Here is a 25,105-nt window from a genome sequence, read left to right as displayed (position 1 = left end):
GGTTCACACCTCCGTCCGGGTTTTGACATCATATTGGTCACGAAGCTTGTCTCCCAGGACATTCGCCAGGAGTACCGTAAGTGAGACAGCAACCCCGGGAACTAGCATCAGGTGGGGAGCTATTTGAAAATATGCTCGCCCTTCATTCAGCATTGCGCCCCATTCGGGAATCGGTGGCTGTGGACCCAAGCCCAAAAAGGACAGAGAGGCAATCATCAAAATGATTTTGCCAATATCCAGCGTAGCCAGTACCAGTACATTCCCGATCGTGTGGGGCAGAATATGTCGCATGACAATTCGCAGGGAGGATGTACCCGCCAGTATAGATAATGAAATGTAATCCTTTTGCTTCTCAGCCAGAACGATACTGCGAACGAGCCGTGCATAACTAACCCATTTTACTGCGGTCACAGCGAAAATAAGATTCATTAAGCCCGGCCCGAGCAGGCCACTCAGTACAATGGCAAAGATATAATCAGGTAATGTCATAAAAGCATCAACCACCCGCTTGAACACGCGATCAATCCAGCCTCCAACAAACCCGGACAGTAGTCCGAGTGGAACCCCAACAACCAGTGAAACGGTCAATATTAATAAACTGGTTCCGACAGTCGTCCGAAGTCCTGACATCACCCTTGACAGCATATCTCTGCCTAAATGGTCAGTTCCCAGCCAATGCATAGCACTGATCGGTTGGAGTCGATTCCCCATCTGGACACGGTACGGATCTTGCGGGGCAAGAAGGGGAAGCACTACAATTGCTGCAAGAATGAACAGGATGGAGAGCGTTACGCTCCACGGTTTGGACAGTCGCATCTTGATGAGCTGCCTGTTTTCGGCATGTATGGATTTTATCATGATAATCGTTTCTCCTTCAAAGCAATTTCAGGATTAACCCAACGGTAGGACAGTTCTACCAAAATATTGATGCATACGATAAACACAGCCATAAATAGCGTATAGCCCTGAATAATCGGGTAATCCCTCGCAGCAATGGCATCGACAATCCATTTGCCCAGCCCCGGATAGGCAAACAGCACCTCAATCACCACAGTACCTCCCATTAGGCTGCCTATGCTCTCACTGAACACCGTAATGAGTGGCACAAGACTGTGACGGAACATATGCCTGAAAAAGATGCGCACCGGACCGATTCCACGTGCTTGTGCCGCCTTAATAAAGTCCTGTCCCGAGCTTTCGATCAGACTAGCACGAATCATCCGTACATAGACAGCAGACATTGCCAACCCCAAGGTAAGGGAAGGGAGCACCAGATGAAAAACGGTTCCCTCTCCCATGGACGGTAAAATTCGCAGTTTAACCGCAAACCACTCCATAAACAAGAGACCCATCCAGAAGCTGGGGATCGAGGAGCCGATTAAGGCAAATACGCGACTGACGCTGTCAAACCAGCGATTTCGATACAACGCCGACAGGGTTCCCAATGGAAGAGCAATCAGCAGCATGATGAACAGGGAGGCTCCGGTAAGGAGGAGTGTATAAGGCAGCTTTTCCATGAACTCTGTGAATACCGGACGATGGGTTAAATAAGACTGTCCAAAATCAAACTGAAGTAATTGAATCAGCCACTTGCCATATTGCACAGGTAACGGTTGATCCAGTCCCAGTTGACTGCGCATATCCGCAATTTGCTGATTGGACACCGCGACATCATCTACCCGGAGAATACTCCGGACGGGATCGCCCGGAACAAGCTTGAGCAGACAGAAGCTGACAAAGGAGAGAATAAGAAAGAACAATACAAGTTCGAAAAGCTTTTTGCCAATGGATTTGAGCATCTTAGTTCACATCCAGATCCTGAGTCAGCAGATAGTATTCACTTTGACTTGTCACCCAGTTATGTACGTAATTTCGATAGGCCACTACGTTATTCGGATGAACAAGGAAGGATTGCAGGTTTTCTTGATCAATTAGTACAACGGCTTCCAGCGCTAGCTTGTTACGTTGTTCCTCGTTCACCGTCATGTTCAGCTTCGTGATCAGAGCTTCCATTTCCGGTAAATGCACACGTCCATAATTCAACGCGCCCTCAGGCATGTAAGTCGCATTCAGGAAGTAACTTGCATCGCCACGCGGGGCTGTAATACTGCTATAAGTCGCCAAATCCCAATCCTGATTAGCCGCAAGGTATTCGTCGATATTATCAACCTGGCGGATATCAATCGTTATGCCCAGCTCCTTGGCGTTAGCCTGAATCAGCTGTGAAATGAGTGGGAGTTCTGCTCTCGACTGGTAAGTCAGTAATGTAAGATGAAGCGACTTGCCCTCGGGCGTTGTAACTTTACCATCCTGCACTTTGTATCCAGCCTGCTTGAAGCCTTCTCGCGCAGCAGTCAAATCAAACTTTTTCTTAGTATACTTTGGTGAAAAAGGAAAGTCAGACAAGAATGGACCTTGAGCAGGGGTTCCTTGACTGGACATAATACCGCTGGCAATCTCATCCCGATTAATCAGGCTATCGAATGCTTTACGCACCGCCGTTTTTTTCAGATCGTTGTTATTCATATTGTAAATGAGCTGATGCGTCCGCAGGCTGGGAAGAGAGTCAACCTTAACGGTGGGATCGGCTTTCAGCAAATCAAGACTTTCAATCGGCGGGCGGTACACAATATCGGCATCCTTGGCTTGAAAGGCAAGCTGACGTGCATTGGCGTCTTCGTTAAACATGAATTTGGCATGCTTCAGCTTCACTTCGCCATTCCAGTATTGCTCATTACGATCCAGATTCAGTTCACTTCCGGCGCGGAAGCTGGCGGCCTTGAACGGGCCTGTCCCTGATGGAAGATCACCTGTAGAAGTGGTATCTATCACCGCCGTATTCGGATGAACCAGCTCAGATACAAATTCCGGAAAAGGCTTGTTTGTCGTGATGTTTAAAATCTGACCATCTGCTTGAATATCACGGATATGCAGCGCATTTTTAACCGATGGATTGAGTTTTTGTGCTCTTTCCAGAGAGTCTTTGACAGCAGCGGCATCGACAGCTTTACCGCTATGGAAGGTCACGCCTGAACGGATGTTGAAGGTCCAGTGTTGTCCGTCCTTACTGTCCCATTTCTCTGCAAGCCAAGCCTCCAGCTTGAGATCCTTGCTCACCTTGACAAGCGTTTCACTCACTCCCGCACGAACGGCTGTGTAATTCACATCCGTATGAGGATCTACAGAAGGGCTTTGCACATTGAACAATAGGGTAACACTTTTATCTACTGGTGCATTTGCAACAGATGAAGAGAGTGAAGCTGATGGTGCTGAAGAGCACGCTGCCATCATCCCTGCCAGTACTGACAGTATGAAGAGTTTAAAATACTGATTCTTAAACAACAGATATTCCTCCTTGATCGTAATCGTAATTTTTACACTTTAGCTCATGAAGCATATCGTAACCAAATGAGGAAGGTTTGTAAATATGTAATTATATAAATATGTATATAGGATTATAAAGAAAAAGCTGCTTGACCATGGAGATAGGTCAGCAGCCTTTTCACTTTTAGGATATTTTTGAACATAGATAGCTATAAAATTATCTATTAATGCATGGGAGCTTGAGCAGCCCCTTTTTCTACATGAACTCTGCGAATGAAGAACGCAAGAATTAATCCAATTACACTGACGATCATGGCAAAGAAGAAAGAATTCTGTGATCCAAACGCCATAGCATTCGCCAATTCTTCTACAGATTTCGGCATGCTGGATTGACTCAAATAGCTTTCCATGCCCTTGGAGAGAATGCTGACCGCCACGGCTGTACCGATTGCACCGGCAACTTGCTGGAGCGTACTCATAATGGCTGTACCATCCGGGTACAGATCCATCGGCAACTGATTCAGACCGTTCGTCTGAGCAGGCATCATGATCATGGAAATGCCGATCATCAGGCAGCTATGCAGCACAATAATGAGTACGATAGCTGATGTCGTCGTAATGCCGGATAGGAAAAACAAGACAGCGGCAACGATCACAAGTCCCGGAATAACGAGCCATTTTGGACCGAATTTATCGAACAGGGAACCCATGATGGGTGACAACAGACCATTGATAATTCCGCCGGGCAGAAGCACCAATCCTGCGGACAGCGCGGACAGGGCCAGCCCTTTTTGCAAAAAGAGTGGGAGAATCAGCATTGTAGAAAGGATCGTCATCATACACAGGAAGACCATCACAACTCCGATAACAAACATCGGATATTTAAAGACGCGCAAATTCAACATAGGCTGCTTCATTTTTAACTGGCGTACAGAGAACAGAATCAAAGATACCAATCCGATGATCAGAGGGAGCAAAACAACCGGGCTAGCCCAGCCTTCGCCGCCTTCTCCGGATTTACTGAAACCGAACACAACACCACCGAAGCCAATGGAAGATAACAGGATAGATGGAATGTCAATTTTCGGCTTTGTAATCTCCGAAACATTTTGCATAAACAGGATACCGCAAATCAGCGAAAGAATCAGAAACGGAAGGGAAATCCAGAAAATCCAGTGCCAGGACAGATTTTGCAGCACCAGACCCGCAATCGTAGGTCCCACCGCAGGAGCAAACATAATAACCAATCCGATGATCCCCATAGCTGCGCCTCTCTTTTCAGCCGGGAAGATGATCAAGATGGTGTTAAACATCAACGGTAATAACAGCGCCGTACCGACGGCTTGAAGAATGCGTGCGATCAATAGCATTGAAAAGGTTGGTGCTAACGCAGCAACGAGACAGCCTGCAATAGAGAACAGCAGTGATGTGACGAAAAGCTGTCTTGTCGTAAAGGTTTGAAGCAGCAAACCCGATACAGGTACCAAAATACCGAGTGTCAGCAGAAAGGCCGTGGTCAGCCATTGGGCTGTTGCTGTTGTAATGTGCAAAATCTGCATCAAATCATTCAGCGCAATGTTCAACGCCGTTTCACTGAACATTCCGATAAAGCCGCTAAGCAGCAGGGCAATCATAATAGGCAGCACCTTGAACGTCTTGGGATCAGACGGAGGGCTTGTTTGACTCATTGTACTCATGTTGTTTTTGTTCCTCCAATAAAATTGATGGGTATTGAATTATAGTGATCGGTCTATATATAATAAACGTGAAGTTATTTTTTTGTCAAAAAAAATTTAAATATTATAAGGATGCTGTATATGGCTGCTAAACCCGAATCATATGAAAATATTGTACAAACCGCTTCTAAGCTCTTTTTTCATCAGGGCTACCATGCTACCGGACTAAATCAGATTCTTGCGGAGAGTGGCTCACCGAAGGGCTCGCTTTATTATTATTTTCCGCGTGGCAAAGAGGAATTGGCTTTGGAGTGCATCAGAAGAGGGAATGAGTTTATTAAGAAAAAGTTGAAAGAAACGCTATCAGGGAAAGAGGACCCTGTGCTCGCCATACAGGATTTCATCCGCAATGCAGCTGAGGAAGCGGACCAAACGAACTTTAATGGCTTTATGCCTATGGGATTTTGGGCTGCTGCGGAAACTTCCTGCATCAGCGAATCTTTGCGGCGTGCCTGCGTGAATACGTTTACAGATTGGCAACATATCTATATGGAACGTCTTCAGACAGCGGGATGGACAGAGGAAAAGGCACATAGTCTGGCGGTACTTATTATTTCAATGCTGGAAGGTGCCTTAATTCTAGCTCTTACTCAGCAGAGCAGCGCACCTATTTATAATGTAGCGGATTACATTCCACAGCTGATCAAATAAAAAGGATATGGAATTGCTTCCTGGCTGACCAGCTTTGAGAGCCGATTTTATTGTTCGTGAGAAATCGGCTCTTTTTTTATACGCAAGTGCCACGAATTAACTCAGATTACCAGCACCAAATGATGAAAAGTATGGTAAAATGGAATGAATTTGATTTTGCAGTAAAGGAAGGGTGAAAGCAAGTGGCAAAGGCGAAGGTGGCCAAACGGCCTACCCGGGATGAACTTGTGCTGGAGGAAATTGGGAACCAGCTTGCAGAAGCGCAGCAAGAGCAATCCGAAGTTGTGTTGACCGTATGGGGGCGCCAGGAGACAACCCGCGGGCAGATCGTTAAAATGGACCCGAGAACGGGCAGGGTGCATGTAGAGAGTAATGGTGAAACGGACAAAGTTCCTTTTATGGATATCATGAGTGTGAATTACCCAAGAGATTAAGCAGGGTTTATATACCATTTTACATAATAGGAAGCAATGAAATTGTCTGAAGCGATATATTATTGGCGCTGCTTCTTTGTTTGTTAACGTGAGCAAAAACACGGCCGTTCCGGGGTTATGTAACCTCGAAAAAGCCGTGTTTTTTGTGCTATAGAATCCTTATGTCAACAGAGTCTTTTCTTTGACTTCCCTATGTAGCTTTTACCGGAGTAGCACCATTATCGCGCGCTTCGGCTTTCTTCAGTACCTTACGGTCAAAAATGAAAGGCCCGAATGGCAGCAATGAGGCAATCAGGGCCACAAGCCCTTGCAGTACCGAAAGCTTTCGCAAAATCAGCATGACCACAATCGCAACTACATAAATCACGAACAGTATACCATGGATCATACCGACCCATCTTACCATTTGCGGCATCCCGGCTGCGTATTTAAGCGGCATAGCGATACATACGAGCAACAGATATGAAATCGCTTCAATATTACCAATGACGCCAAATGTCTTAAAAGCATTTTTGAACATGAATAAACCTCCCTTGTTACTATTACTTAAAATTTAATATAGCCTATAAAATGATTTTGTTAAACGGTAGAAAGTTACGATTTATTGAATATTACAGCTTTTTCTTCGTTTTTAAGGAAAAGGACTTGATCAAATGTGCAAGCTGTTCGACAGGGATGTGAGCGAAGGACGGATTGAGCGTGTACACTTCGGCTTCAAAAGAACAGGCCGGGAGGCAGGCACTGGAATAAAAACATGACTCGATCCATAGAATGAAACTATGATTCAGAACATAAAATAGCATTAGAATTTATAGATCAGATGATATAAAATCAAGTCATAAGGAACGGTCGTACTCAAAAGTACCTCCACGTTCCTAAAAGTGAAAAAAATCACATATGAGAATGCTTTGATGAAAACTTGAACATGAAATCTGCAAACTCGCAAGGAGGAAGAACAATGAACCACTATCCTGCTATTTTTGAACCTCTGACAATACGTCGTATGACGTTAAAAAACCGGATTGTTATGCCGCCGATGGGCACTAACTTTGCGGCTATGGATGGAAGCTTCGTTCAGGATCATATTGACTATTACGTGCAACGGGCCAAAGGTGGTACCGGCCTGATAACCGTAGAAAATGTTTGTCTGGATTTCCCAATGGGTACGAACGGAACGACCCAGTTGCGTATGGATAATGATCAATTTATTCCCGGATTGTTTAGATTAACAGAAGCCCTGCACTCTTATGGAGCTTGCGTCTCTGTCCAAATTAACCACGCAGGTGCTTCCGCTTATGCTGGGAGATTGAATGGAGTTCAGCCTGTATCTTCTTCGAATATTCCTTCTAAAAAGGGTGGAGCGATTCCAAGACCTTTGCAAAAAGAAGAAATTTACGCCATTGTACGCAAATACGGAGAGGCAGCGGGAAGAGCGCAACGGGCCGGCTTTGACTGCGTGGAAATACATGCGGGTCATTCCTACTTGCTGAGTCAGTTCCTGTCCCCTATGTATAATAAACGTACGGATGAATTTGGTGGCAGCGCAGAAAACCGCACACGCTTTGCCAGATTGGTGATTGATGAAATTCGTTCGGTGGTTGGCCCATTCTTCCCGATCTGCTTACGCTTTAGTGCGGAAGAGTTCACAGAAGGCGGCAACACACTGGAAGATACCTTGGTATTGCTGGAGTATTTGAATGATGAGGTAGATATTCTGAACGTGTCTGCTGCTCTGAATGATTCCATCCAGTTCCAGATTGATGGAATGAACCTGCCGGATGGCTGGCGCTCTTATATGGCCAAAGCGGTAAAAGACAAATTCGGTAAGGTCACCATGACCTCAGGTAATATTCGGAGTCCGCAAGCTGCGCAGGATATTTTGGAGAGAGGCGACGCTGATCTTCTGGCTATGGGAAGAGGACTGATCGCAGAACCGAACTGGGTACTTAAAGTGCAGAATGGCCATGAAGAATTGCTTAGAAAATGTATTTCTTGCAACATCGGCTGTGCCGATCACCGTATTTCCAAGAGCAAACCGATTTGCTGTACGGTAAATCCTGACCTGTTCAGAGAAGCTGAATACCGGAAACAACACGTTAAGAATAACGTTCAAGTTGTTGTGATTGGTGGGGGTACCGCAGGGCTAGAAGCGGCATGTACAGCGGCAGAAGTAGGCTGCAAAGTAACCCTTTTTGAAGAAAAACCAGAATTGGGTGGCTTGGCTCGTGATATTGCACGATTGCCGGACAAAACGCGTATTAATGATTTCCCAGATTATCTGATTCAACGCACCAAACAACTGACCAATCTGGATATTATCACAGGAACCCAAGCGGATCTGCCGATGATTACGGCTTTAAATCCCGATATTATTGTAAATGCAACAGGTGCCAAACCACTGCTTCCGCCGATTGCGGGATTGCATGATCAATTGGGTAAACCGGGTGCCAAAGTATTCTCTATCTTTGATCTTTTGCACAATATGGAGAACTTCCAAGAGTTTGAAGGCAAACGTATTGCTGTAGTAGGTGGCGGAGCCGTGGGATTGGACGTTGTCGAATATTACGCAGAACGTGGTGCTCAAGAAGTTTCCATTATTGAAATGATGCCGTTACTGGGCAAAGACCTGGATATGATTACTCGTATTTCCATGATGAAAATGGTTGAGGAGCGGGAAGTGAACGTTCATACGGAAACTGCTTTGACAGAAGTATGCAGCGACCGTTTCAAAGTAAAACACGGAGAACAGGAGTTTGAGATTCCTTTTGATCTCGGTTTCGTATGCTTGGGAATGCGCTCATTCAGTCCGCTTATGGACAGCTTGCTCGAATACGGTAAGGAACATCAAGTGGAAGTCGTGAATATCGGGGACAGTAAACAAGCTCGTCGTATTATTGATGGTACCCGCGAAGGCCGGAATATTCTGCATATCATCCAACGGGTGGATGAATTCAAAAATGAGTTTTCTTATTCTTACTAAGTATTGACCTCCTTTGCTACTGACTTGGGCTTGAAATAAGCCTATCAGCGTAGCAGAGGGGGATTTTCTTTTTTTAGTGGCATTATCAGGGAAAGATTAGTAAACTATAAGGGCAAAATCATACATACTATAACCCTATTGCTTCAAGAGCCTATTGTCCCACAGGTGGTGTAACGAAATGATTAACATGTTTAGCGAAATACCGGATGCCTATACATGGAATACAGTAGAAGAAGTCCTTAAAGGCTGGTCCAAAGATAAAAAATACGATATCAAAACAAAAGATAACAGGGAGCTACTACTTCGAGTGTCGGATGTATCCCAATATGAAAAGAAAAAATGGGAGTATGAATCTGTTAAAAAACTGGACTATCTAAAGGGCATTTTAATGTCCCGACCGCTTGATTTCGGGATTTGCAATCATGGCGAGTCTGTATATTCCTTATTTACCTGGATTGAGGGAGAAGATGCAGAGAAGATTATTCCCGCCTTAAATGCTAACGATCAGTATCAATTCGGTGTCCAGGCAGGTGAAATCCATTCACTGGGCCATTCCATTTGGTCAGGAAGAGGTTGACGATATGGTGCATCGCGCTGAGGTGGTGTTGGATGCCTATGATGAATTTCAAACGTACATACCCAAATGGTACTTTTCCAGCTACCCCCAATGACTTAAAGAAGCTATTGATATAAAATCCCTTATCCATAAGACAGATTGAAGAACATTACGGCCTGACTGAATAAAGTTATGCGTTGACTAATAAAGATTACAGGTTCTTTGTAAAAGCTAAGACCGCCGCTCTTAGAGTGACGGTCTGTTTTTAATTCTATTATTGCTTTTTGATCTTGTACGTGAATTCCCAAACCGCCTGATTACCCGAATAGCGTCCGCGGTTTTCGGTTACGATGACTCTTAGTCTGACAGTAGAACCTTTGGCGGAAATGGTGGAGACTTTTACATTTTTGCTGGCTTCGCCTTCGTCAGGGATTTTATCCGGCTCATCGGCATAAGCGTACAGCTTAATGCTGCCGCTCGGGCTGACCTTAACCTTCACGCTGCTGCCTTCATCAACTGATTTGCCCCCCTACCTCGGCTGCAATGGCCCAATCGTTGCCTACATGGTCATTCGATACCAAGGTTGCTTGCTGGAACGTAACTACATAAGTTGATGCTGAAGCTGCGAGCGCGTACGTTCCGTTGAATAACAGGGATACCACTACCAATAGAATAGCCGATGCTTTCGTCCATACTCTATTCAATCTCCTGTTCCAAACTATTTTTCAGGAGCTTCCTCGTCTGTTTCTTCACTTTCACAATTCAACTGCCACTCAATTCCGAATTTGTCTTTAAGACTGCCATAGCATTTACTCCAAAATGTTTCTTGAAGCTCCATGCCTACTTCTCCACCTTTTTTCAGTTTATCAAATAGTGATTTAATTTTATCAATGTCCTTATTGACGAAGGAGAGGCTTATATTGTTCCCGACAACAAAAGGCATGCCAGGAAAAACATCAGAAAACATAACATTACTCCCATCGATATCAAGGCGTGTATGCATGACTAAATCTTTTGCTTCTTCTGGCAGCTGATATTCAGGGTTAGGCGGCGTTTGACCAAAGGTCATGATTTCTGGTTTATCCGTTTCAAATACTTCTGCGTAAAATTCCGCTGCTTCACGGCAGTTCCCATTAAAATTAAGGTAAACATCAATGGACATACGAATCACTCCTTCGGGTTAATTAGTTGAACAGACTATGGTTTCAACATTTATTATTTACCTGTACATAAACAAAAATACTAACTTCGATAATAAGGAACAACATCTAAAATATACGAAAAGTATCCGAATGGAATTGGTATCTATCATGGATAATGCGTTTCGTGAGATCGGCGGAATCTATCCATCGATTTTCGATATATGAAGTATCTGACCTGGGTAGATATTGCTACGAATAAATTATTCATTGTATATCCGTTCGAAGGACAGTGCATCGGCATAGAGGGAAGAATCACGCTGACCCAAAAAAAGGGTACTTAGAAAACACGTTGCCCTTAAAAGGTAGCCTGTTTTGTTCTGCTTTACGTTCAAATGTTGAGCAAACTTATGCAAGAAACGGCAGATATGTTTATTGGATGATCAAAAACAGGACATATGTATTTTGTGATACAAAAGTAACAAATTCGAAGAAAGGGTTGACAAGTAGCAAGGAGAAATTTACAATTTTATATTAGTGATAATGATTATCAATATCACTAATTTTAAGTAAAGCTACAATGACTATATACTAAAGGGGTTTTAAAGAATGAATAGCAAGATGAACAAGAGGTTTTACATGTTTTTATGTGTATTTACTGTTTGGATCTTGGTTCTTTCGGGCTGCGGCAACGTTGGAGGTACCTCCGAGTCCTCTACCAAGCAGTCTGCGACCGACACGAAAAAGGAGGCAAGCACGGACTCTGGTACCCGTACCGTATCCACAGTCATGGGAGATGTTGAGGTACCTGCCAATCCTCAACGTGTGGTGGTCAACTGGTATATTGGGGACGTATTTACATTGGGCCTGACACCGGCTGCGGTATCAGGCTGGTCGCAAAAAACCATGCCTTTTTTCGATAAGCTAAATGGAGTTCCAAATATTGAAAAGTGGGAATCCGAGGAAATCATGAAGTATGATCCTGACTTGATCATTACATATGACACAAAGGATTATGACAAGCTGTCCAAAATTGCGCCCGTCTTGGTAATGCCTGAAAATAAAATGACAGCACTTGAACGGGTCAAATTTTTGGGACAGGCCACAGGTCATGAGGCAGAAGCTGACAAGGCGATTGCTACCTTTGAAAGCAAGCTCAATGACGCTAAGGAAAAATTAAAATCCGACATTTTCAAAGACAAAACCTTTAGTATATTCGAGGATTGGGGTAGCGACTCCTACGGAGTATATTATGAAACAGGCTCACGCGGCGGAACGTTGCTGTATGACTATATCGGACTTCACAAACCGAAAAAACTCGAAAAGTTAGTAAAAGATTCAGGAGAGAGCAGAGGATCTTTATCCTATGAAGTGGCTGCTGAATATTTTGGCGACTATGTCCTCTGGTTCAAGCAGGAAGGCAAGGAATCTCAGTTTGCCAAAACGAAAATATGGAGCAGTATCCCGGCCGTAAAAAATGGGAATATCATCGAGATTCCAGCGGATTATGCAGGCCTGTTTTACTACTCTGACGTTTTGAGCATGACGGGGCAATTGGACTATATCACAAACAGATTGCTGGAAAAGACGAAGTAAGCAGAGCATAATTGACCCATTAAGGATGTAATATATGTCTACTCACAAAGAGCAAAACAAAAAAGGAACACTTCATTTTATAGGATACATGATCTTAGGTCTGATCCTACTGCTGCTGGTAACCGCAGCTTCTATTACCTTTGGAGCCGCGGAAATGAGCCTGAAATTAGCATGGGGCGCTGTGTTTCAGTTTGATCCTGGTATTACAGAGCATCAGATTATTCACACTCTGCGTTTCCCGCGTACGGTGGCTGACATCATTGTAGGGTGCAGTCTGGCGGTTTGCGGGGCCATTATGCAGGGAACTACCCGTAACCCGCTGGCAGACTCTGGGCTCATTGGTATTAGCTCAGGATCGACATTTGCTATCGCGTTATGTATGGCCTTTTTACCCGGTCGCACCTATGCAGAAACGATGCTGTATTCCTGTCTGGGTGCGGCAGTGACTACTGGAATTACGTATTATATTGCATCTATAGGTAAACGGGGGATGACCCCTCAGCGTCTGGTGTTAGCTGGAATGTCCATCTCCATGCTTTTTGGTGCGTTTAGTTCTTTTATTGCTATTAAATATAAGATCGGCCAAGCACTTGATTATTGGACGGCAGGTGGTACAGCCAGTGCCCAGTGGAACGAATTGGCTATCATTGCGCCCTTATTCATATTGGGTGTGATCTGTGCCATTATTCTTTCTCCCTCCATCACGATCTTAAGCTTCGGAGAGGATGTAGCATCAGGCTTGGGTATTCATGCCAATAGAATCAAAGGCTTTTCGACCTTAATTGTCTTGGTGCTCACAGGGCTTTCTGTCATTGTGGTGGGTCCCATTGGTTTTGTGGGTCTGATTGTACCGCACATCATGCGTCATCTGATCGGAACGGATTATCGGTATATCATTCCGGCTTCAGCACTGTACGGTGGAGTTTTTTTAGTAGCAGCGGATTTGCTGGGAAGACTTATTAACCGCCCCCATGAAACACCGCTGGGTATTATCTTTGCATTGGTGGGTGTACCTTATTTTCTCTACCTTGTGCGTAAGCAAAGGAGGGAGTTTAGTTGAACCAGCCTCGCAATGCAACTGCCAGAAGTATAGGGATTATTGTATTGTTAGTTGTGCTGACGATCCTGGTGGCGGTACTCAGTATGAATGTGGGCAAGATGAATCTGTCCCCTATGGAAGTATTCAAGGTTATCATTGGTGAAGGGACTCGCAAGCAGAATCTGATTGTATTTGATTTTCGCCTGCCGCGTATCGTTCTAGGTATATTGGTCGGCATTGGTATGGCTATTTCGGGTTGTATTATGCAAAGCTTACTTAAAAACGACATGGCCAGTCCTGGTACGCTGGGAATCAGTTCCGGCTCTGGCTTGTTCGTACTTTTGTATGTTACTGTATTCGCCAGTGAGGGATTGTTTTCGCCCATCGTCCTGCCGGGACTGGCCTTTGCAGGGGGCATTGTAGCCGCGATTCTTATTTTCTTGTTCGCCTATAGGCGGAGGAAAGAAATTTCGCCAACCGGCTTGATTTTAACAGGCGTTGCTATGGGCAGTGGTTACTCCGCATTGTCATTAATGATTACACTGAAGCTGGACGAGAAGCAATATGATTTTGCTTTGCGCTGGCAGGCTGGAAGCCTGTGGGGAGATGACTGGAGCTACATTATGGTACTGCTTCCTTGGGTGCTCATCATTAGTTTTTACGTCTTTTATAAGTCGTACACTCTTAATGCGTTGAACTTGGGGAACCAGACAGCATCGGGACTCGGTGTAGCGATCAAAGGGGAATTTATTGGTCTTACTATTGCTGCGGTGGCACTCGCCTCTGGTAGCGTAGCCCTTGGCGGGAACTTCTTTTTTGTAGGGATGGTTAGTCCACATCTGGCGCGCAAGCTGGTAGGGCCTAATCATAAGCTATTGCTGCCTACCACGGCATTGGTAGGGGCGCTGGTCATTCTGATCGCGGATACGATCACCCGCACGATCAGTTTTGGAGCAGATATCCCGACAGGCATCATTATCACGATCCTGGTGACTCCTTATTTCCTTTATTTGTTGTCGAAGGCCAGCTGATCCATATATAACCCAAAGGGCGTTAACCGATATGAGCTGTGAGCTTGCTTCGAGTTAACGCCTTTTTAATTTGAATGATAGAATAGTGAAATATCGGGAATACATATGCTGCTAAGATGACATATTTATTTGAGCATTTTGCAACAATCCCAAGAGCGATTTCAAATCAGCAATATATAGATCGAAACGGTTTAGCTCGTCTATCTATTGTACTTCCAAGCGTTGGGAATCGAATGATGCAACATGCTGATATTATTAACGCCGGTTTTGCTAGAACTTTTTTGATTCACAGAGATATATTTTAAAAAACAAGCAGGCATTATATCCGAAGTAATGGTATGATAGCTTAGTTAAATCTGAACGACTACTATTGGAGTGATCACATGGGTGCAAAAAGTAAGGGCGGCGGAACCGGCAGAGGTACAGGTAGTAAGGGCTGGACACGTTGGAACAAAACAGCGAAGCCCACAAGGGTAAAAAACGCTTCTACAGGTGCGCCGGGAAGTAAAGCCGCAGGCAGCGCAAAAGGCGGCAGTACCAAACCAAGTGGTAATAAAAGCGGCGGCAGAAGTAAGTAAGCCGGGCAAGTATATCGTAGTTCAAAAAGGTGAACACCTGATTTGGCAAAAGCAATCAGGTGTTTTTAATTCGAAGTAAGCAGGTGAATAGTGCGAATTAATAAGTACATAAGCGGAACGGGGTTCTGCTCACGCAGGGAAACGAATAGATTGATTGCAGCCGGGCGAATCACGATTAATGGCACGGTTTGCGAAGCTGGAGCGAATGTAGAGCCGCAGGATTCCGTACTGATTGATGGGGAAACGATTCCGGTTAATAATAGCGAGCCTGTATATTTGGCCCTGAATAAGCCCATCGGCATTGTGTGTACGGCGGCGGAACAGGTTGCTGGCAATATTATTAGTTATGTAAACTTCCCTTCACGGATTTTTGCCATTGGCAGGCTGGATAAGGCATCGGAGGGGTTGATTTTACTAACGAATGACGGAGATATCGTTAATAAAATGATGCGTTCTGAGCATGGTCATGAGAAAGAATATGTGGTGACCGTGGACAAACCTGTTACAAGCGAGTTTACGCAGGCTATGTCCCGCGGTGTTGAAATATTAAACGTCATCACTAAACCATGTGACGTTTACCAGCAAGGTGAATATGAGTTTCGCATTATTTTGACCCAGGGCCTGAATCTGCAAATCCGCAGAATGTGCAAGGCTTTGGGGTTCAGGGTGCTGAAGCTGGAGCGTATCCGGATCATGAATATTTCCTTGAACGAGCTGGAACGGGGAGAATGGAGACATCTGGATGGGGAGGAGCTAAAGGTGCTTCTTTCTACGTTGAGATAACAATCAATGCTGTGGAAGGAATATCAGGAGAAGTTTGCGTTCAATTTATCGGTGAGGCTATGCAACTCCCTGAAAATTTTGACCGATTATTTACAAAGGGACTAAAGCCGCTGATTGGAATGAGGAACCGCCCAAACTTGAGGTACTACTTGAGATACTCGTAGAGCAACCCAAACACATTCAGGGTTCTTTGCAAAATCGCCTGGATCAATCCAGAAAAGCCTACAAAATCACATGTGAGTGGTTTTGTAGGCTCTTCTTATTTCAAAATTCAACACGGTCTGTCTCATTTGTATTTGTAAGGTACGGCACATATGTTTTCCCATTTTCCCAATAAACAAAAAGAGGAGTTTTGCAGCTTACTGCAGTTGAACAGAACATTCTTCCTAATTGTCTACATGACGTCATATTGTACTTGGCGATGATGTAGAACATAGTACAGAATAAGAGAAACGATCGCAATACCAGCAGCAGACATATACATTAAACTGTAGCTTGAGTAAGAAGCGATGATCCCCATAACATAGGTGCCCACGCCATACCCAAGATCAAATAGCAAAAAGAATGTACCGTTTGCAACCCCTGTGCGATCAGATGGAGATAGCTTTAGTATAGTAGCTTGTAGGCAAGAAAACAGCGCTCCATATCCTATACCGGAGAAAACACTTGCAATCATGACCCAAGAGCCCGTATGGGCCTGACTTAACAGAAATAATCCAAGTGCAAAGAAGATCATGCCCGGATAAAATAAAATATGCTCATTATACCTCTTACGAATGGAGAGTCCAACTTGACCTATCTGTTTACAGCCAAGGATGACGCTAAACAGGAGAAAGTTCAAAGTTCTATTACAGACATTTGATTAAAATACGGATTTTGTGCATATGTCTAAGAAAAACCGCATAGTACCGCGGGTTTATCGATCCATGTTATTTACAGCATTACGCATCTCTTCGTCTGTTAAGTGAGTATAAATCATTGTTGTTTGAATAGATGAATGTCCTAATTGATTCTTTAATCTTGGTACATCGTTATTTTCGAGATGATATCGAGTTGCAAAGGAGTGTCTAAGCGAATGCACTGTTAAAGAGGGTTTTCCAAACCCAGTCGCATATTTTTCAATCAGCTTTTCAATTGAGCGTTGTGTTAAACGCCGGCTTTTTCCTTTACGGCCTACAGGAGCTGCAATGAATAAATAGTTTTCGTGTTTTTCTGGTATATATCTTGATTCTCTGACCTGCAAATAACTTTCCAGATCCATTAAAGCTTGTTTGCTAAAGTACACGTATTGTTCTTTATCACCTTTGCGTATCACTCGGACTAAAGCTTTATTCATATCTAGGTCATCCATATTAATGCCTGCAACCTCGGATAATCTAAGCCCAGAACCCAATATCAACGAAACAATCGCAGTGTCACGTTCACGGTTAAATTGATGAAACGTAAAGATCCGTTTATTGTCTTTATGCTTTTCGCCAAAATCATAGGCTACAAATTGTCTGAACAATTCAAAATCATCATCTCTAAGGATCTTTCCTTCAATACGGTTTGCAATGGTTTCTTGGCTTTCTTTTACGGCATTCAAATCCATTTTGGCCATAACATTTCGTTGAATATAAGGCTTCAGGTCACTGGTTTCAGCCTTGTTCTGAAGGTAATCAAACAAAGATTTTAGCGAGGATAATTTACGATTAATCGTAAGCTTCTTGTTTCCAAGCTGATAATCCAGGAATGACAAAAAGTTTTCCGCTTCACGAATGGTTAATCGCTCCAGTGTTTCTAAGTGTATTTCTTTCCGAATTGATGAAGTTATATTCTCAGCGATAAGCCAATCAAAAAAGATAATGTAATCATGGCAATAATTAAGAAGTGTCGTTGGAGATAATTTGCGTTTTTTGCTATCTATATATTCTGTAACATACCAAGGTAAATCAGACAGTTTCTCATCAATTCGTTGCATGTAGTGAATTTTCATCTGTTTATCCATATATGTACGAACCTCCGTGAATCCAATATATCTCATTATTATTTATTCGTCAAATTATTATTTTACGTAATTATTATATCCAATTTCGTAGGATAACAGGAATATGTTCTTACAATTTAAACATTTCTCAATCAGGTAGAATAGATCATCTCAGTGCTTACAGAAAGAACATCGTCAACAATGACATATACGCGCTCTTAGATCAGTGGAAGCAACAAAAAGGAGATCCTCTTCTCTTTGGTTACGATTAACTCTGTTTGGACTAAAACTTAAGTATGCCTTGATGCCAGCCAAATAAAATTCCTGGAGTGCTAATTTCTCTGACTCACTTAGTCTGTTCCATTTAAGATTGGCTACCTTTGCTGATTTTTTATATCGTACTGTTTGGTTGCAATGAATTTGCCAACAATATTTTGCTCTATCCATTCAAGTCGTTGAAGTCCAATGGCCACCTGAAAATTTCTTTTCCGTTCACAACTACCTTTTTTGGTCTATCCACAGCTGGATATTCATTTCTGATGTCTCATATTTCACGGATTTCTCCTGCTGCAGCCACTGAACGTCAGCTCCCAACTGGGTTCCAATAAACCGGAGCGGTTGTTGCCTATTGATTTAGGTGCTGTAGCCAGCACGATTTCTGTGCCATTGATCTTAACCGAAGGATCGCCAGCCCGCAGAACGATCTCCTTCTGGTCAGCACCCTCTGCTTCCACATGATTCCATCCGAAGGTTAATGGAGAAGCCAGCAATAGAATTGTAACTACATAAGGTCTCCAATTTTCACGCATCATCTATCCCGCCTTTCGATTATTATTTACCGGAGTGCTCCGGATTAGTTCACACATCCATCCCGATTTCACGCAGCCACGCGGATACAGCTTCTTCTGCGTTTGAGACTTCAGTGCGCTCTATATCAAAGCCATCAAGAACAGTTGCCCCAGGAACAAGCGCTCTTATGGCTGAAACAGTCTGCCCCGGCCCATACCCCGCATGCGTGCAAAAGGGGATGATGGTTTTGCCCGAAAAATCATATTCCGATAAGAAAGAAACAATTGGCGCAGGGAGGCTCATTCCCCAGATGGGATGTCCCAGGTACACGACATCGTAGTCATCCATATTTTCCACTTTGGTTTTTAGCGGCGGCTTGTACCCTGCCGTTCTTTCACCGTTGCTTCATAATCTTCTGGATAAGGCGTTACTGTCTCAATCCGGAAAAGATCGCCGTCCACTGCTGCCTGCACCATACCAGCAATCACTTCTGTAGTTCCAGCTGTACTTGAATCACCGACTCTCAGACTTGCCGAGGATACCGCATCTGCATCTTCAGTTGAGGAGATAGTTCCTACTTTAGTGAAATAAACTACGAGAGCTTTACCGTGTCCACTGTCAGCCTGTCCCTCAGCAAACTTGCTTTCTGTTGGAACAGGGAGTGGCTTTGGCTGGATGCAATATTCGGCAGTTCTTCGGCGCTGTTGTCAGTACATGCTGCAAGCAGTGTCATCGATAACGCAAGAACCAAAAGTAAGGAAATCGTTCTGCATTTTGTCAAATCGGTCGCTTCCTTCACTGTTTTCTCTTTGGGAAATTATCCTTGCGATTTTACAAATGAACGGCCCCGGCTTAGCGATAGAACTGCGATAGCGGCAGCAATTACTACCGAAATGGCACTGATCCAAGGGATATTCAATATTGAAAAGCTTCCAATTGCTATACCGCCTATTCCCGCTCCTGCAGCAAAGCCCAGCTGTACGAACGAGCTGTTTAAACTTAGAACAATACTGGAAGCCTCAGGAGCAAGCAATACGAGATTGAAATTCTGGGTTGGGCCGAACGTCCAGACGGCGATTTCCCAAACCATAAGGAACACTATGGTTGCGATTATCCATCCAGAGAAGGCGGATTGCAGCACCAAGGCAAGAGCCTGTACCGCCATCGAACAGAAAAGCGTACGAATAATGCCAATGCGATCCGCCAGGAAGCCGCCTAATCTGGATCCCATTAAGCTTCCTATCCCTAAGGTTAGCAGGATGACACTCATCTTACTTTCCATCGTTGGCATCACTGCAGCGAGAAAAGGTGTAATATAGGTATCTACCACTGAAAAGCCAACAAATACAAAGAAAGTCACACCCAGTGTGATGGCAATCCGCGGCTGCTTCAGGAAAGAGAGCCTCCGCGATAACGGCACAGAAGCTTCTCCTTCCATCGCCGGAATAAATTTTGCCACTAAAAAGACCGCCACCAGGCATAATAAGCCTATGCCCCAGAATATGGTCTTCCAATCAAAGGAGGCTGCGATGATACGGCCGATTGGAACTCCAAACACAAGTGAGGAGCTGAATCCCATAGCCACATTGGACATCGCAGAGCCCTGTTGTCCGGGAGAAGCCAGCTTTGAGGCCAGCGAATACGCTGTAACTACGAAAATTCCGGTCCCGAGTCCAAGGACAACACGAGATGCTATCAATAAAAAAAAACCTGAAAGAGAAAGGGTTGAAGCGATTCCGAGCAAGATGATTATAAGCGCCATTAATAATTGCTTGCGCTGGTTCATCTTCGCTGTAGCTATCATTACGATAGGTGTTCCTATTGCATTCCCGAGCGCGAATACAGTGATCAGCTGACCTGCAGTCGATACGGATACTCCGGCTGATGACGCTATTTTATCAAGAATGGTCTGCTTTCCTCTTCATTCAGCGACCATGGAGCGATTCCGCGTTCGGGTACCCCATAACTCATACAGCCAAGGCATAATCTTGAAACTTCCAAGCCGGTACGTCCAAGTTTGACATAGTCCATTATTCAACGCACTCCTTTTTTGTTAGTGGTCGGTACCTTTTACCGGTTACCGAAAGTCATAGTTCACAAATACAAATCGTTACCTATAATTCTGCTTTTCCAACCTAGCGAATTTTATCATGCTTCTCCACGTTAACTATAATTAAACATTAATACGCTATTGAACATTTGTTTATAATTATAAGTGAAAACAGGATACATGCAATTGTTAAAAGGATGAGATATGTTCATTAGTAAACCAATTATTTTAAAGTGTTAATTATTTTTCTGAAAATTTTGGTGTTCTTTACAATGTCTAATCGGACATACCTGTGGATTTTAGGTTCATGTATGAAACTCTTTGATTTTAATTTGACATCATATCTTATCCAATCATAAGTTAATTATTAGGAACAGGTAGTTTATATTTAAGATTATCTTATAGATGGAGTCAGATGTAATATCTCAATTGTGCTAATTTATTGCCTATTTCTCTTAAGCACGTTGCATTTGATCGTTAATGTCCCATACTGGCACTTGTCTGCCCTATTTTTGCATTTTGCTTGAAGTCCACATTATTCAGACCTAATGCTTCAAATCGGCATAGTACTATGTTCATGTCCTTTGCAACAAAGGGCTCAAGTTCTTTTCCTCAATTCGGGATAAGAACTTGAGCCCTTACAACATAAAAGCCGCTAAATTTATAAATCAGTACAAATTAAGCTCGCTTGCGATCTTGTCTCGAAGTATTTATTAAGGTCTAATTAATACTTTGAGTGCTTCACGGTTGTTCATGGCGCGATAACCCTCCGGAACACCGTCCAGATCAACCGTTACGTCAAATACACGGCCAGGTTTAACTGCTCCGTCAAGAATGTCCGGTAATAATTCTTCCATATATGCACGTGTTGGCGCAGGACCTCCCGTAAGCGTAATATTACGCCCGAAAAGACTTTCAAAACCAACGGCAGCTTCATCATACTGCGGAACCCCAACACGACTGATAACTCCGCCGGCCCGGACAATGCCAACACTCATATCGTAAGCAGGCTTTAGCCCGACACATTCAAGAACGACATGTGTTCCTTCACCATTTGTCAGGTCTCGGACTTTCGTTACGCCTTCTTCTCCGCGTTCAGAAATAACATCTGTGGCGCCGAATTCAATACCTAGATCTGTCCGCTCTTTATGACGGCCCATAAGAATGATTTTCTTCGCGCCGAGTTTCTTTGCTGACAGAATAGCAAGAAGGCCAACAGCTCCATCACCAATAACTGTTACAGTCGTATTCTCATTCACGCGACCCATTACCGCCGCATGATAACCAGTGCCGTAGACGTCAGATAATGTTAACAGGGATGGCAATAAAGGGGAGTCTTCATCAATTTCGTCAGGCAACTTGAACATGCTTCCTTGTGCTTGAGGAACTCGAACAAATTCCGCTTGGCAGCCAGTCATAAAGCCCCCATGCTCACAAGAAGTCATCAATCCTTCTTGACAAAACGGACATGTGTTATCTCCATAAGCAAAAGGAACGACGACCAAATCGCCTTTCTTGAAACCAGAAACGTCTGAACCCATTTCTTCAATTTTTCCAATCACTTCATGCCCCATTGCTTCACCTTCGCCATGCTCATGAGGATGCATGCTGCGATAAGGATGCAGATCGCTTCCGCAAACGCAGGCAGCGACCACCTTCAAAATGACATCCGTTTGTTCTTGCAATCTCGGAACGGGCAATTCTTCTACGCGCACATCACCTGCAGCGTACATAATATTTGCTTTCATACCAATTCTCCACCTTTTATTAAAAAATTGCTTTACAGCGATCTTTTCTATTTCGTAATAGCTTGTTTATTTAGTGCGCCCGCCAAGGTATTCACCAGTTATCGTGAGTTGAGATAATGCCCCATTTATTCTGTTTAATTCCTCTGCAGAAAGGACGACTTCCGCTGCACCCGCGTTCTCGACCAAGCGTTCCGGTTTTCGGGTCCCTGGAATCGGCACAAGGTACGGCTTTTGAGCAAGCATCCATGCTAGCGAGATTTGTGCTGCGGTTGCTTCCTTTTCCTTCGCAAAGCGATTAATCAAATCGATCAGAGCTTGATTTGCATCCATGTTCTCTGGTTTAAACTGCGGTAAGAAACTTCTATAGTCGAGCCCTTTCTCTTCGCTGCTTTCAAAACGAGAGTTCTTATCATATTTTCCGGACAAATAACCGTTTGCCAATGGGCTAAAAGCAACAAAGCCAATTCCCAGTTCTTCTACCGTCGGGAAAGTATCCTCTTCCTTCTGGCGGCTCATCATGGAATATCTGCTTTGAACAGCGGTTACCGGGCATACAGCATGGGCTTTTCTAATTTCATCGGAATTCGCCTCCGACATTCCCCAATGTGTAATTTTTCCTTCCTTAATGAGCTCATCCATTATACCTGAAACTTCCTCCACAGGTACTTTTTTATCAACACGATGCTGGTAGTACAGATCAATATGATCTGTTCTCAACCGTCTGAGGGAACCTTCCACTGCTTTGCGGATGGTAGCTGGTCTGCTGTCCGTTAAGAGTGCACCACTCTGGCCATGTTCAAAGTGAACTCCAAACTTGGTGGCAATCAATACTTCATTCTGAACCTCTTTTAATGCTTCACCCACCAGTTCCTCATTTTCATAGGGACCATACACTTCTGCGGTATCGAAAAATGTGATACCGAGATCCAAAGCTTGGTGAATCAGTTTGATCATTTCGGTTTTATCAGCTGCCGGACCGTAAGCGTGACTCATACCCATGCAGCCGAGGCCGATGGCTGAAACCTCCAAGTCTTTACCAAGAATTCTTTTTTTCATGCCAAGTTCCTCCTCTCTTCCTGAAACAGCCTTCTTTCGGTTATGAAACCTTATACTTATTCCAAACCTTTTTTTCCGTAATCGGTTAAAAACTCTACAGTTTGCGGATCATAGTGGGAGAAAAATGCACTTTCTCCTGTATCCAGTACAGCTATTTTTTCCATATCCTCTGCCGTCAGTTTAAAATCAAATACGTTGAAGTTTTCTTCCATTCTATTTTTATTCACCGTTTTTGGAATCACCACCACGCCTCTCTGAATCAAGAAACGTAAAGCAACTTGGGCAATAGATTTGTTATATTGATCGCCCACTTCCTGTAAGGTTGCGTTGGAAAACAAATCGTTTTTTCCTTCTGCAAATGGACCCCAGGATTCGATCTGCGTGTTATATTTCTGCATAATTTCATGTGCTTTTACCTGCTGGTTGAAGACATGTGTTTCCACTTGGTTGACAGCCGGAACCACTTCACTAAACTGAACAAGGTCGATATATCTGTCCGGGTAGAAGTTGCTTACCCCGATCGCTTTGATTTTACCTACCTTATAGAGTTCTTCCATTGCACGATACGTACCATAATAATCATTAAATGGCTGATGGATGAGAAGTAAATCCAGATAATCCAGTTGAAGTTTTCTCAGTGATTCCTCAATAGAGGCTTTGGCTTTTTCATATCCTGCATTGGAAATCCAAACTTTAGTAGTGATGAATAACTCTTCTCTGGCTACTCCACTTTTCTTGATGGCACGACCTACAGCTTCTTCATTTTGGTAAGCCTGTGCAGTATCGATGGAACGATAGCCTGTATTTATAGCATCAAGTACGCATCTTTCGCATTCATCTTGATCGGAAATTTGGTAAACGCCATAGCCTAAAATAGGCATCTTTACTCCGTTATTTAAAGTTACATATTCCATTTCAATTCCTCCTCATTTTTAACTGCAGCAGATCTCCAATATTGGAAAGATGCCACCTCTATTCATCAAAAGTCAAAATTAATGGATTTCATTCCATTAATATTCCACTGATAAAAATTATATCCTAATTCATAAAATATGAAATTGTCAAAAATACATAATTTGTATAATAATGAACAAACTCAGATGAATATTCTATTATTCATCCCTTACTCAAAAAACAAACAGTCCGTTGTTAGGGACATTTGCAGTCAAAACTGCGTTTGAGAAAAATGGAAAAATTAATACCGAATTCAAGCACTCTTTAAATGATTAGGGATTCAATGGTTAATTAAGATTGATTTGTTTTGTATAGTAATCATCAGCGACCGCTTCAAACCATTCGGTTTCTCCTGGAGCCATGGCCAGATGTACAAACCAACTGTCTTTAGTCGCACCATGCCAATGTTTCACGTTAGGTGGAATATTGACCACATCACCCGTTTTGAGTAATCGGGCAAGTTTGCCTTCTTCCTGATACCAGCCTTTGCCGCCGGTAACTAACAGAACTTGCCCAACCTGATGAGCGTGCCAGTTATTGCGGGCCCCTGGAGCAAAGGTAACATTTCCGATCGCCGTATTAAGAGGCGCCGGATCTGTAAACACCATTTGCAGGTAGGCGTCACCCATAAAGTTTGCTTGTACCTTTTCTCCTAACGGAAAAATGGTACTGTTGCTAAGTTGTCTATTTTCCAT

At 43.6% G+C, this 25,105-nt stretch carries 28 protein-coding genes and 2 pseudogenes; 10 read left to right on the top strand and 20 right to left on the bottom strand.

The window, feature by feature from the left end; translation table 11 throughout:
• Positions 1-3 precede the first annotated feature (3 nt).
• The 4 genes from nikC to QMK20_RS13225 all read right to left on the bottom strand — a co-directional run bounded on the left by nikC (position 4) and on the right by QMK20_RS13225 (position 5,012).
• Positions 4-858, bottom strand: coding sequence for a nickel transporter permease (gene nikC / locus QMK20_RS13240; RefSeq protein ID WP_283656085.1), 855 nt, complete (start codon positions 856-858; stop codon positions 4-6).
• A complete protein-coding gene (nikB, locus tag QMK20_RS13235) occupies positions 855-1,799 on the bottom strand; it encodes a nickel ABC transporter permease (protein ID WP_283656084.1) in 945 nt (314 codons plus the stop codon). Before nikB ends, nikC begins: the two co-directional genes overlap by 4 nt.
• Position 1,800: 1 nt before the next feature.
• Positions 1,801-3,342 (bottom strand): nickel ABC transporter substrate-binding protein, encoded by a 1,542-nt coding sequence (nikA, locus tag QMK20_RS13230; RefSeq protein WP_283656083.1) that lies wholly within the window; start codon positions 3,340-3,342, stop codon positions 1,801-1,803.
• Positions 3,343-3,548: 206 nt separating this feature from the next.
• Positions 3,549-5,012: a DHA2 family efflux MFS transporter permease subunit gene (locus tag QMK20_RS13225; protein WP_283656270.1), complete on the bottom strand. Its 1,464-nt coding sequence runs from the start codon at positions 5,010-5,012 to the stop codon at positions 3,549-3,551.
• A gap of 129 nt (positions 5,013-5,141) precedes the next feature.
• On the opposite strand from QMK20_RS13225, the gene QMK20_RS13220 reads away from it, so the two are divergent.
• Complete coding sequence (locus tag QMK20_RS13220; protein WP_283656082.1) at positions 5,142-5,711, top strand: TetR/AcrR family transcriptional regulator; 570 nt, start codon at positions 5,142-5,144, stop codon at positions 5,709-5,711.
• A 182-nt stretch (positions 5,712-5,893) separates the two neighbouring features.
• Complete coding sequence (locus tag QMK20_RS13215) at positions 5,894-6,145, top strand: YolD-like family protein (RefSeq protein ID WP_283656081.1); 252 nt, start codon at positions 5,894-5,896, stop codon at positions 6,143-6,145.
• A gap of 190 nt (positions 6,146-6,335) precedes the next feature.
• Here QMK20_RS13215 and QMK20_RS13210 read toward each other — a convergent pair whose 3' ends face one another.
• Positions 6,336-6,665, bottom strand: a complete 330-nt coding sequence (locus tag QMK20_RS13210; protein WP_283656080.1) for a DUF3817 domain-containing protein — start codon at positions 6,663-6,665, stop codon at positions 6,336-6,338.
• A 438-nt stretch (positions 6,666-7,103) separates the two neighbouring features.
• Here QMK20_RS13210 and QMK20_RS13205 point away from each other — a divergent pair, with 438 nt between their 5' ends.
• Complete coding sequence (locus QMK20_RS13205) at positions 7,104-9,125, top strand: NAD(P)/FAD-dependent oxidoreductase (protein WP_283656079.1); 2,022 nt, start codon at positions 7,104-7,106, stop codon at positions 9,123-9,125.
• Positions 9,126-9,303: 178 nt separating this feature from the next.
• Positions 9,304-9,702 carry a phosphotransferase gene (locus QMK20_RS13200; protein WP_283656078.1) on the top strand — a complete coding sequence of 133 codons (399 nt, stop codon included), beginning with the start codon at positions 9,304-9,306 and terminating at the stop codon, positions 9,700-9,702.
• 253 nt (positions 9,703-9,955) lie between these two features.
• Here QMK20_RS13200 and QMK20_RS13195 read toward each other — a convergent pair whose 3' ends face one another.
• From QMK20_RS13195 to QMK20_RS13185, 3 genes are read right to left on the bottom strand one after another with little or no spacing between them, the layout of a single operon-like run.
• Positions 9,956-10,180: a hypothetical protein gene (locus QMK20_RS13195; RefSeq protein ID WP_283656077.1), complete on the bottom strand. Its 225-nt coding sequence runs from the start codon at positions 10,178-10,180 to the stop codon at positions 9,956-9,958.
• Between the two features lie 13 nt (positions 10,181-10,193).
• On the bottom strand, positions 10,194-10,385 hold the full coding sequence (locus QMK20_RS13190) for a hypothetical protein (RefSeq protein WP_283656076.1): 192 nt from the start codon (positions 10,383-10,385) through the stop codon (positions 10,194-10,196).
• A 14-nt stretch (positions 10,386-10,399) separates the two neighbouring features.
• Positions 10,400-10,843: a VOC family protein gene (locus tag QMK20_RS13185; RefSeq protein WP_283656075.1), complete on the bottom strand. Its 444-nt coding sequence runs from the start codon at positions 10,841-10,843 to the stop codon at positions 10,400-10,402.
• 183 nt (positions 10,844-11,026) lie between these two features.
• On the opposite strand from QMK20_RS13185, the pseudogene QMK20_RS13180 reads away from it, so the two are divergent.
• The 6 genes and pseudogenes from QMK20_RS13180 to QMK20_RS13155 form a co-directional block, all read left to right on the top strand.
• Positions 11,027-11,158 (top strand): annotated as a pseudogene (locus QMK20_RS13180) (FusB/FusC family EF-G-binding protein); the annotation flags it as partial.
• A gap of 271 nt (positions 11,159-11,429) precedes the next feature.
• Positions 11,430-12,416: an ABC transporter substrate-binding protein gene (locus QMK20_RS13175; protein WP_283656074.1), complete on the top strand. Its 987-nt coding sequence runs from the start codon at positions 11,430-11,432 to the stop codon at positions 12,414-12,416.
• A 34-nt stretch (positions 12,417-12,450) separates the two neighbouring features.
• On the top strand, positions 12,451-13,476 hold the full coding sequence (locus tag QMK20_RS13170) for a FecCD family ABC transporter permease (protein ID WP_283656073.1): 1,026 nt from the start codon (positions 12,451-12,453) through the stop codon (positions 13,474-13,476).
• A complete protein-coding gene (locus QMK20_RS13165) occupies positions 13,473-14,486 on the top strand; it encodes a FecCD family ABC transporter permease (RefSeq protein ID WP_283656072.1) in 1,014 nt (337 codons plus the stop codon). Before QMK20_RS13170 ends, QMK20_RS13165 begins: the two co-directional genes overlap by 4 nt.
• Before the next feature lie 383 nt (positions 14,487-14,869).
• On the top strand, positions 14,870-15,064 hold the full coding sequence (locus tag QMK20_RS13160) for a DUF3934 family protein (protein ID WP_044647596.1): 195 nt from the start codon (positions 14,870-14,872) through the stop codon (positions 15,062-15,064).
• A gap of 90 nt (positions 15,065-15,154) precedes the next feature.
• Positions 15,155-15,847, top strand: coding sequence for a pseudouridine synthase (locus QMK20_RS13155; protein WP_283656071.1), 693 nt, complete (start codon positions 15,155-15,157; stop codon positions 15,845-15,847).
• A gap of 394 nt (positions 15,848-16,241) precedes the next feature.
• Here the strand turns inward: QMK20_RS13155 and QMK20_RS27690 are convergent, their stop codons facing one another.
• The 12 genes and pseudogenes from QMK20_RS27690 to QMK20_RS13105 all read right to left on the bottom strand — a co-directional run bounded on the left by QMK20_RS27690 (position 16,242) and on the right by QMK20_RS13105 (position 25,105).
• The gene (locus tag QMK20_RS27690; RefSeq protein WP_404520136.1) at positions 16,242-16,688 is read right to left on the bottom strand and encodes an MFS transporter; all 447 of its coding nucleotides are present in this window, start codon (positions 16,686-16,688) and stop codon (positions 16,242-16,244) included.
• 75 nt (positions 16,689-16,763) lie between these two features.
• Positions 16,764-17,834 carry a tyrosine recombinase XerS gene (gene xerS, locus QMK20_RS13150; protein ID WP_283656070.1) on the bottom strand — a complete coding sequence of 357 codons (1,071 nt, stop codon included), beginning with the start codon at positions 17,832-17,834 and terminating at the stop codon, positions 16,764-16,766.
• A 477-nt stretch (positions 17,835-18,311) separates the two neighbouring features.
• Positions 18,312-18,407, bottom strand: coding sequence for a stalk domain-containing protein (locus QMK20_RS27685; protein ID WP_404580062.1), 96 nt, complete (start codon positions 18,405-18,407; stop codon positions 18,312-18,314).
• Entirely contained in the window at positions 18,365-18,625 is a 261-nt protein-coding gene (locus QMK20_RS13145; protein ID WP_283656069.1) for a hypothetical protein, read from the bottom strand. Before QMK20_RS13145 ends, QMK20_RS27685 begins: the two co-directional genes overlap by 43 nt.
• A 46-nt stretch (positions 18,626-18,671) precedes the next feature.
• Positions 18,672-18,950, bottom strand: a complete 279-nt coding sequence (locus tag QMK20_RS13140) for a flavodoxin (protein WP_283656068.1) — start codon at positions 18,948-18,950, stop codon at positions 18,672-18,674.
• Between the two features lie 244 nt (positions 18,951-19,194).
• Positions 19,195-19,383 (bottom strand): hypothetical protein, encoded by a 189-nt coding sequence (locus QMK20_RS13135; protein ID WP_283656067.1) that lies wholly within the window; start codon positions 19,381-19,383, stop codon positions 19,195-19,197.
• Between the two features lie 36 nt (positions 19,384-19,419).
• Positions 19,420-20,496: an MFS transporter gene (locus QMK20_RS13130; protein ID WP_404580072.1), complete on the bottom strand. Its 1,077-nt coding sequence runs from the start codon at positions 20,494-20,496 to the stop codon at positions 19,420-19,422.
• Positions 20,496-20,633: pseudogene (locus tag QMK20_RS13125) on the bottom strand (aldo/keto reductase); the annotation flags it as partial. The pseudogene QMK20_RS13125 and the gene QMK20_RS13130, both read right to left, overlap by 1 nt.
• A 732-nt stretch (positions 20,634-21,365) precedes the next feature.
• Positions 21,366-22,400, bottom strand: a complete 1,035-nt coding sequence (locus QMK20_RS13120) for a zinc-binding dehydrogenase (protein ID WP_283656066.1) — start codon at positions 22,398-22,400, stop codon at positions 21,366-21,368.
• A gap of 66 nt (positions 22,401-22,466) precedes the next feature.
• Positions 22,467-23,456: an aldo/keto reductase gene (locus tag QMK20_RS13115; protein ID WP_283656065.1), complete on the bottom strand. Its 990-nt coding sequence runs from the start codon at positions 23,454-23,456 to the stop codon at positions 22,467-22,469.
• A 56-nt stretch (positions 23,457-23,512) separates the two neighbouring features.
• The gene (locus QMK20_RS13110) at positions 23,513-24,370 is read right to left on the bottom strand and encodes an aldo/keto reductase (RefSeq protein WP_283656064.1); all 858 of its coding nucleotides are present in this window, start codon (positions 24,368-24,370) and stop codon (positions 23,513-23,515) included.
• Between the two features lie 327 nt (positions 24,371-24,697).
• On the bottom strand, positions 24,698-25,105 hold the full coding sequence (locus QMK20_RS13105; RefSeq protein ID WP_283656268.1) for a cupin domain-containing protein: 408 nt from the start codon (positions 25,103-25,105) through the stop codon (positions 24,698-24,700).

The sequence above is a fragment of the Paenibacillus sp. RC334 genome (assembly GCF_030034735.1).
In the GTDB taxonomy this organism is placed as follows: Bacteria; Bacillota; Bacilli; order Paenibacillales; family Paenibacillaceae; genus Paenibacillus; species Paenibacillus terrae_A.
The sequence above is the reverse complement of the archived record's forward strand: the minus strand, read 5'-3'. Positions and strand labels throughout refer to the sequence as shown.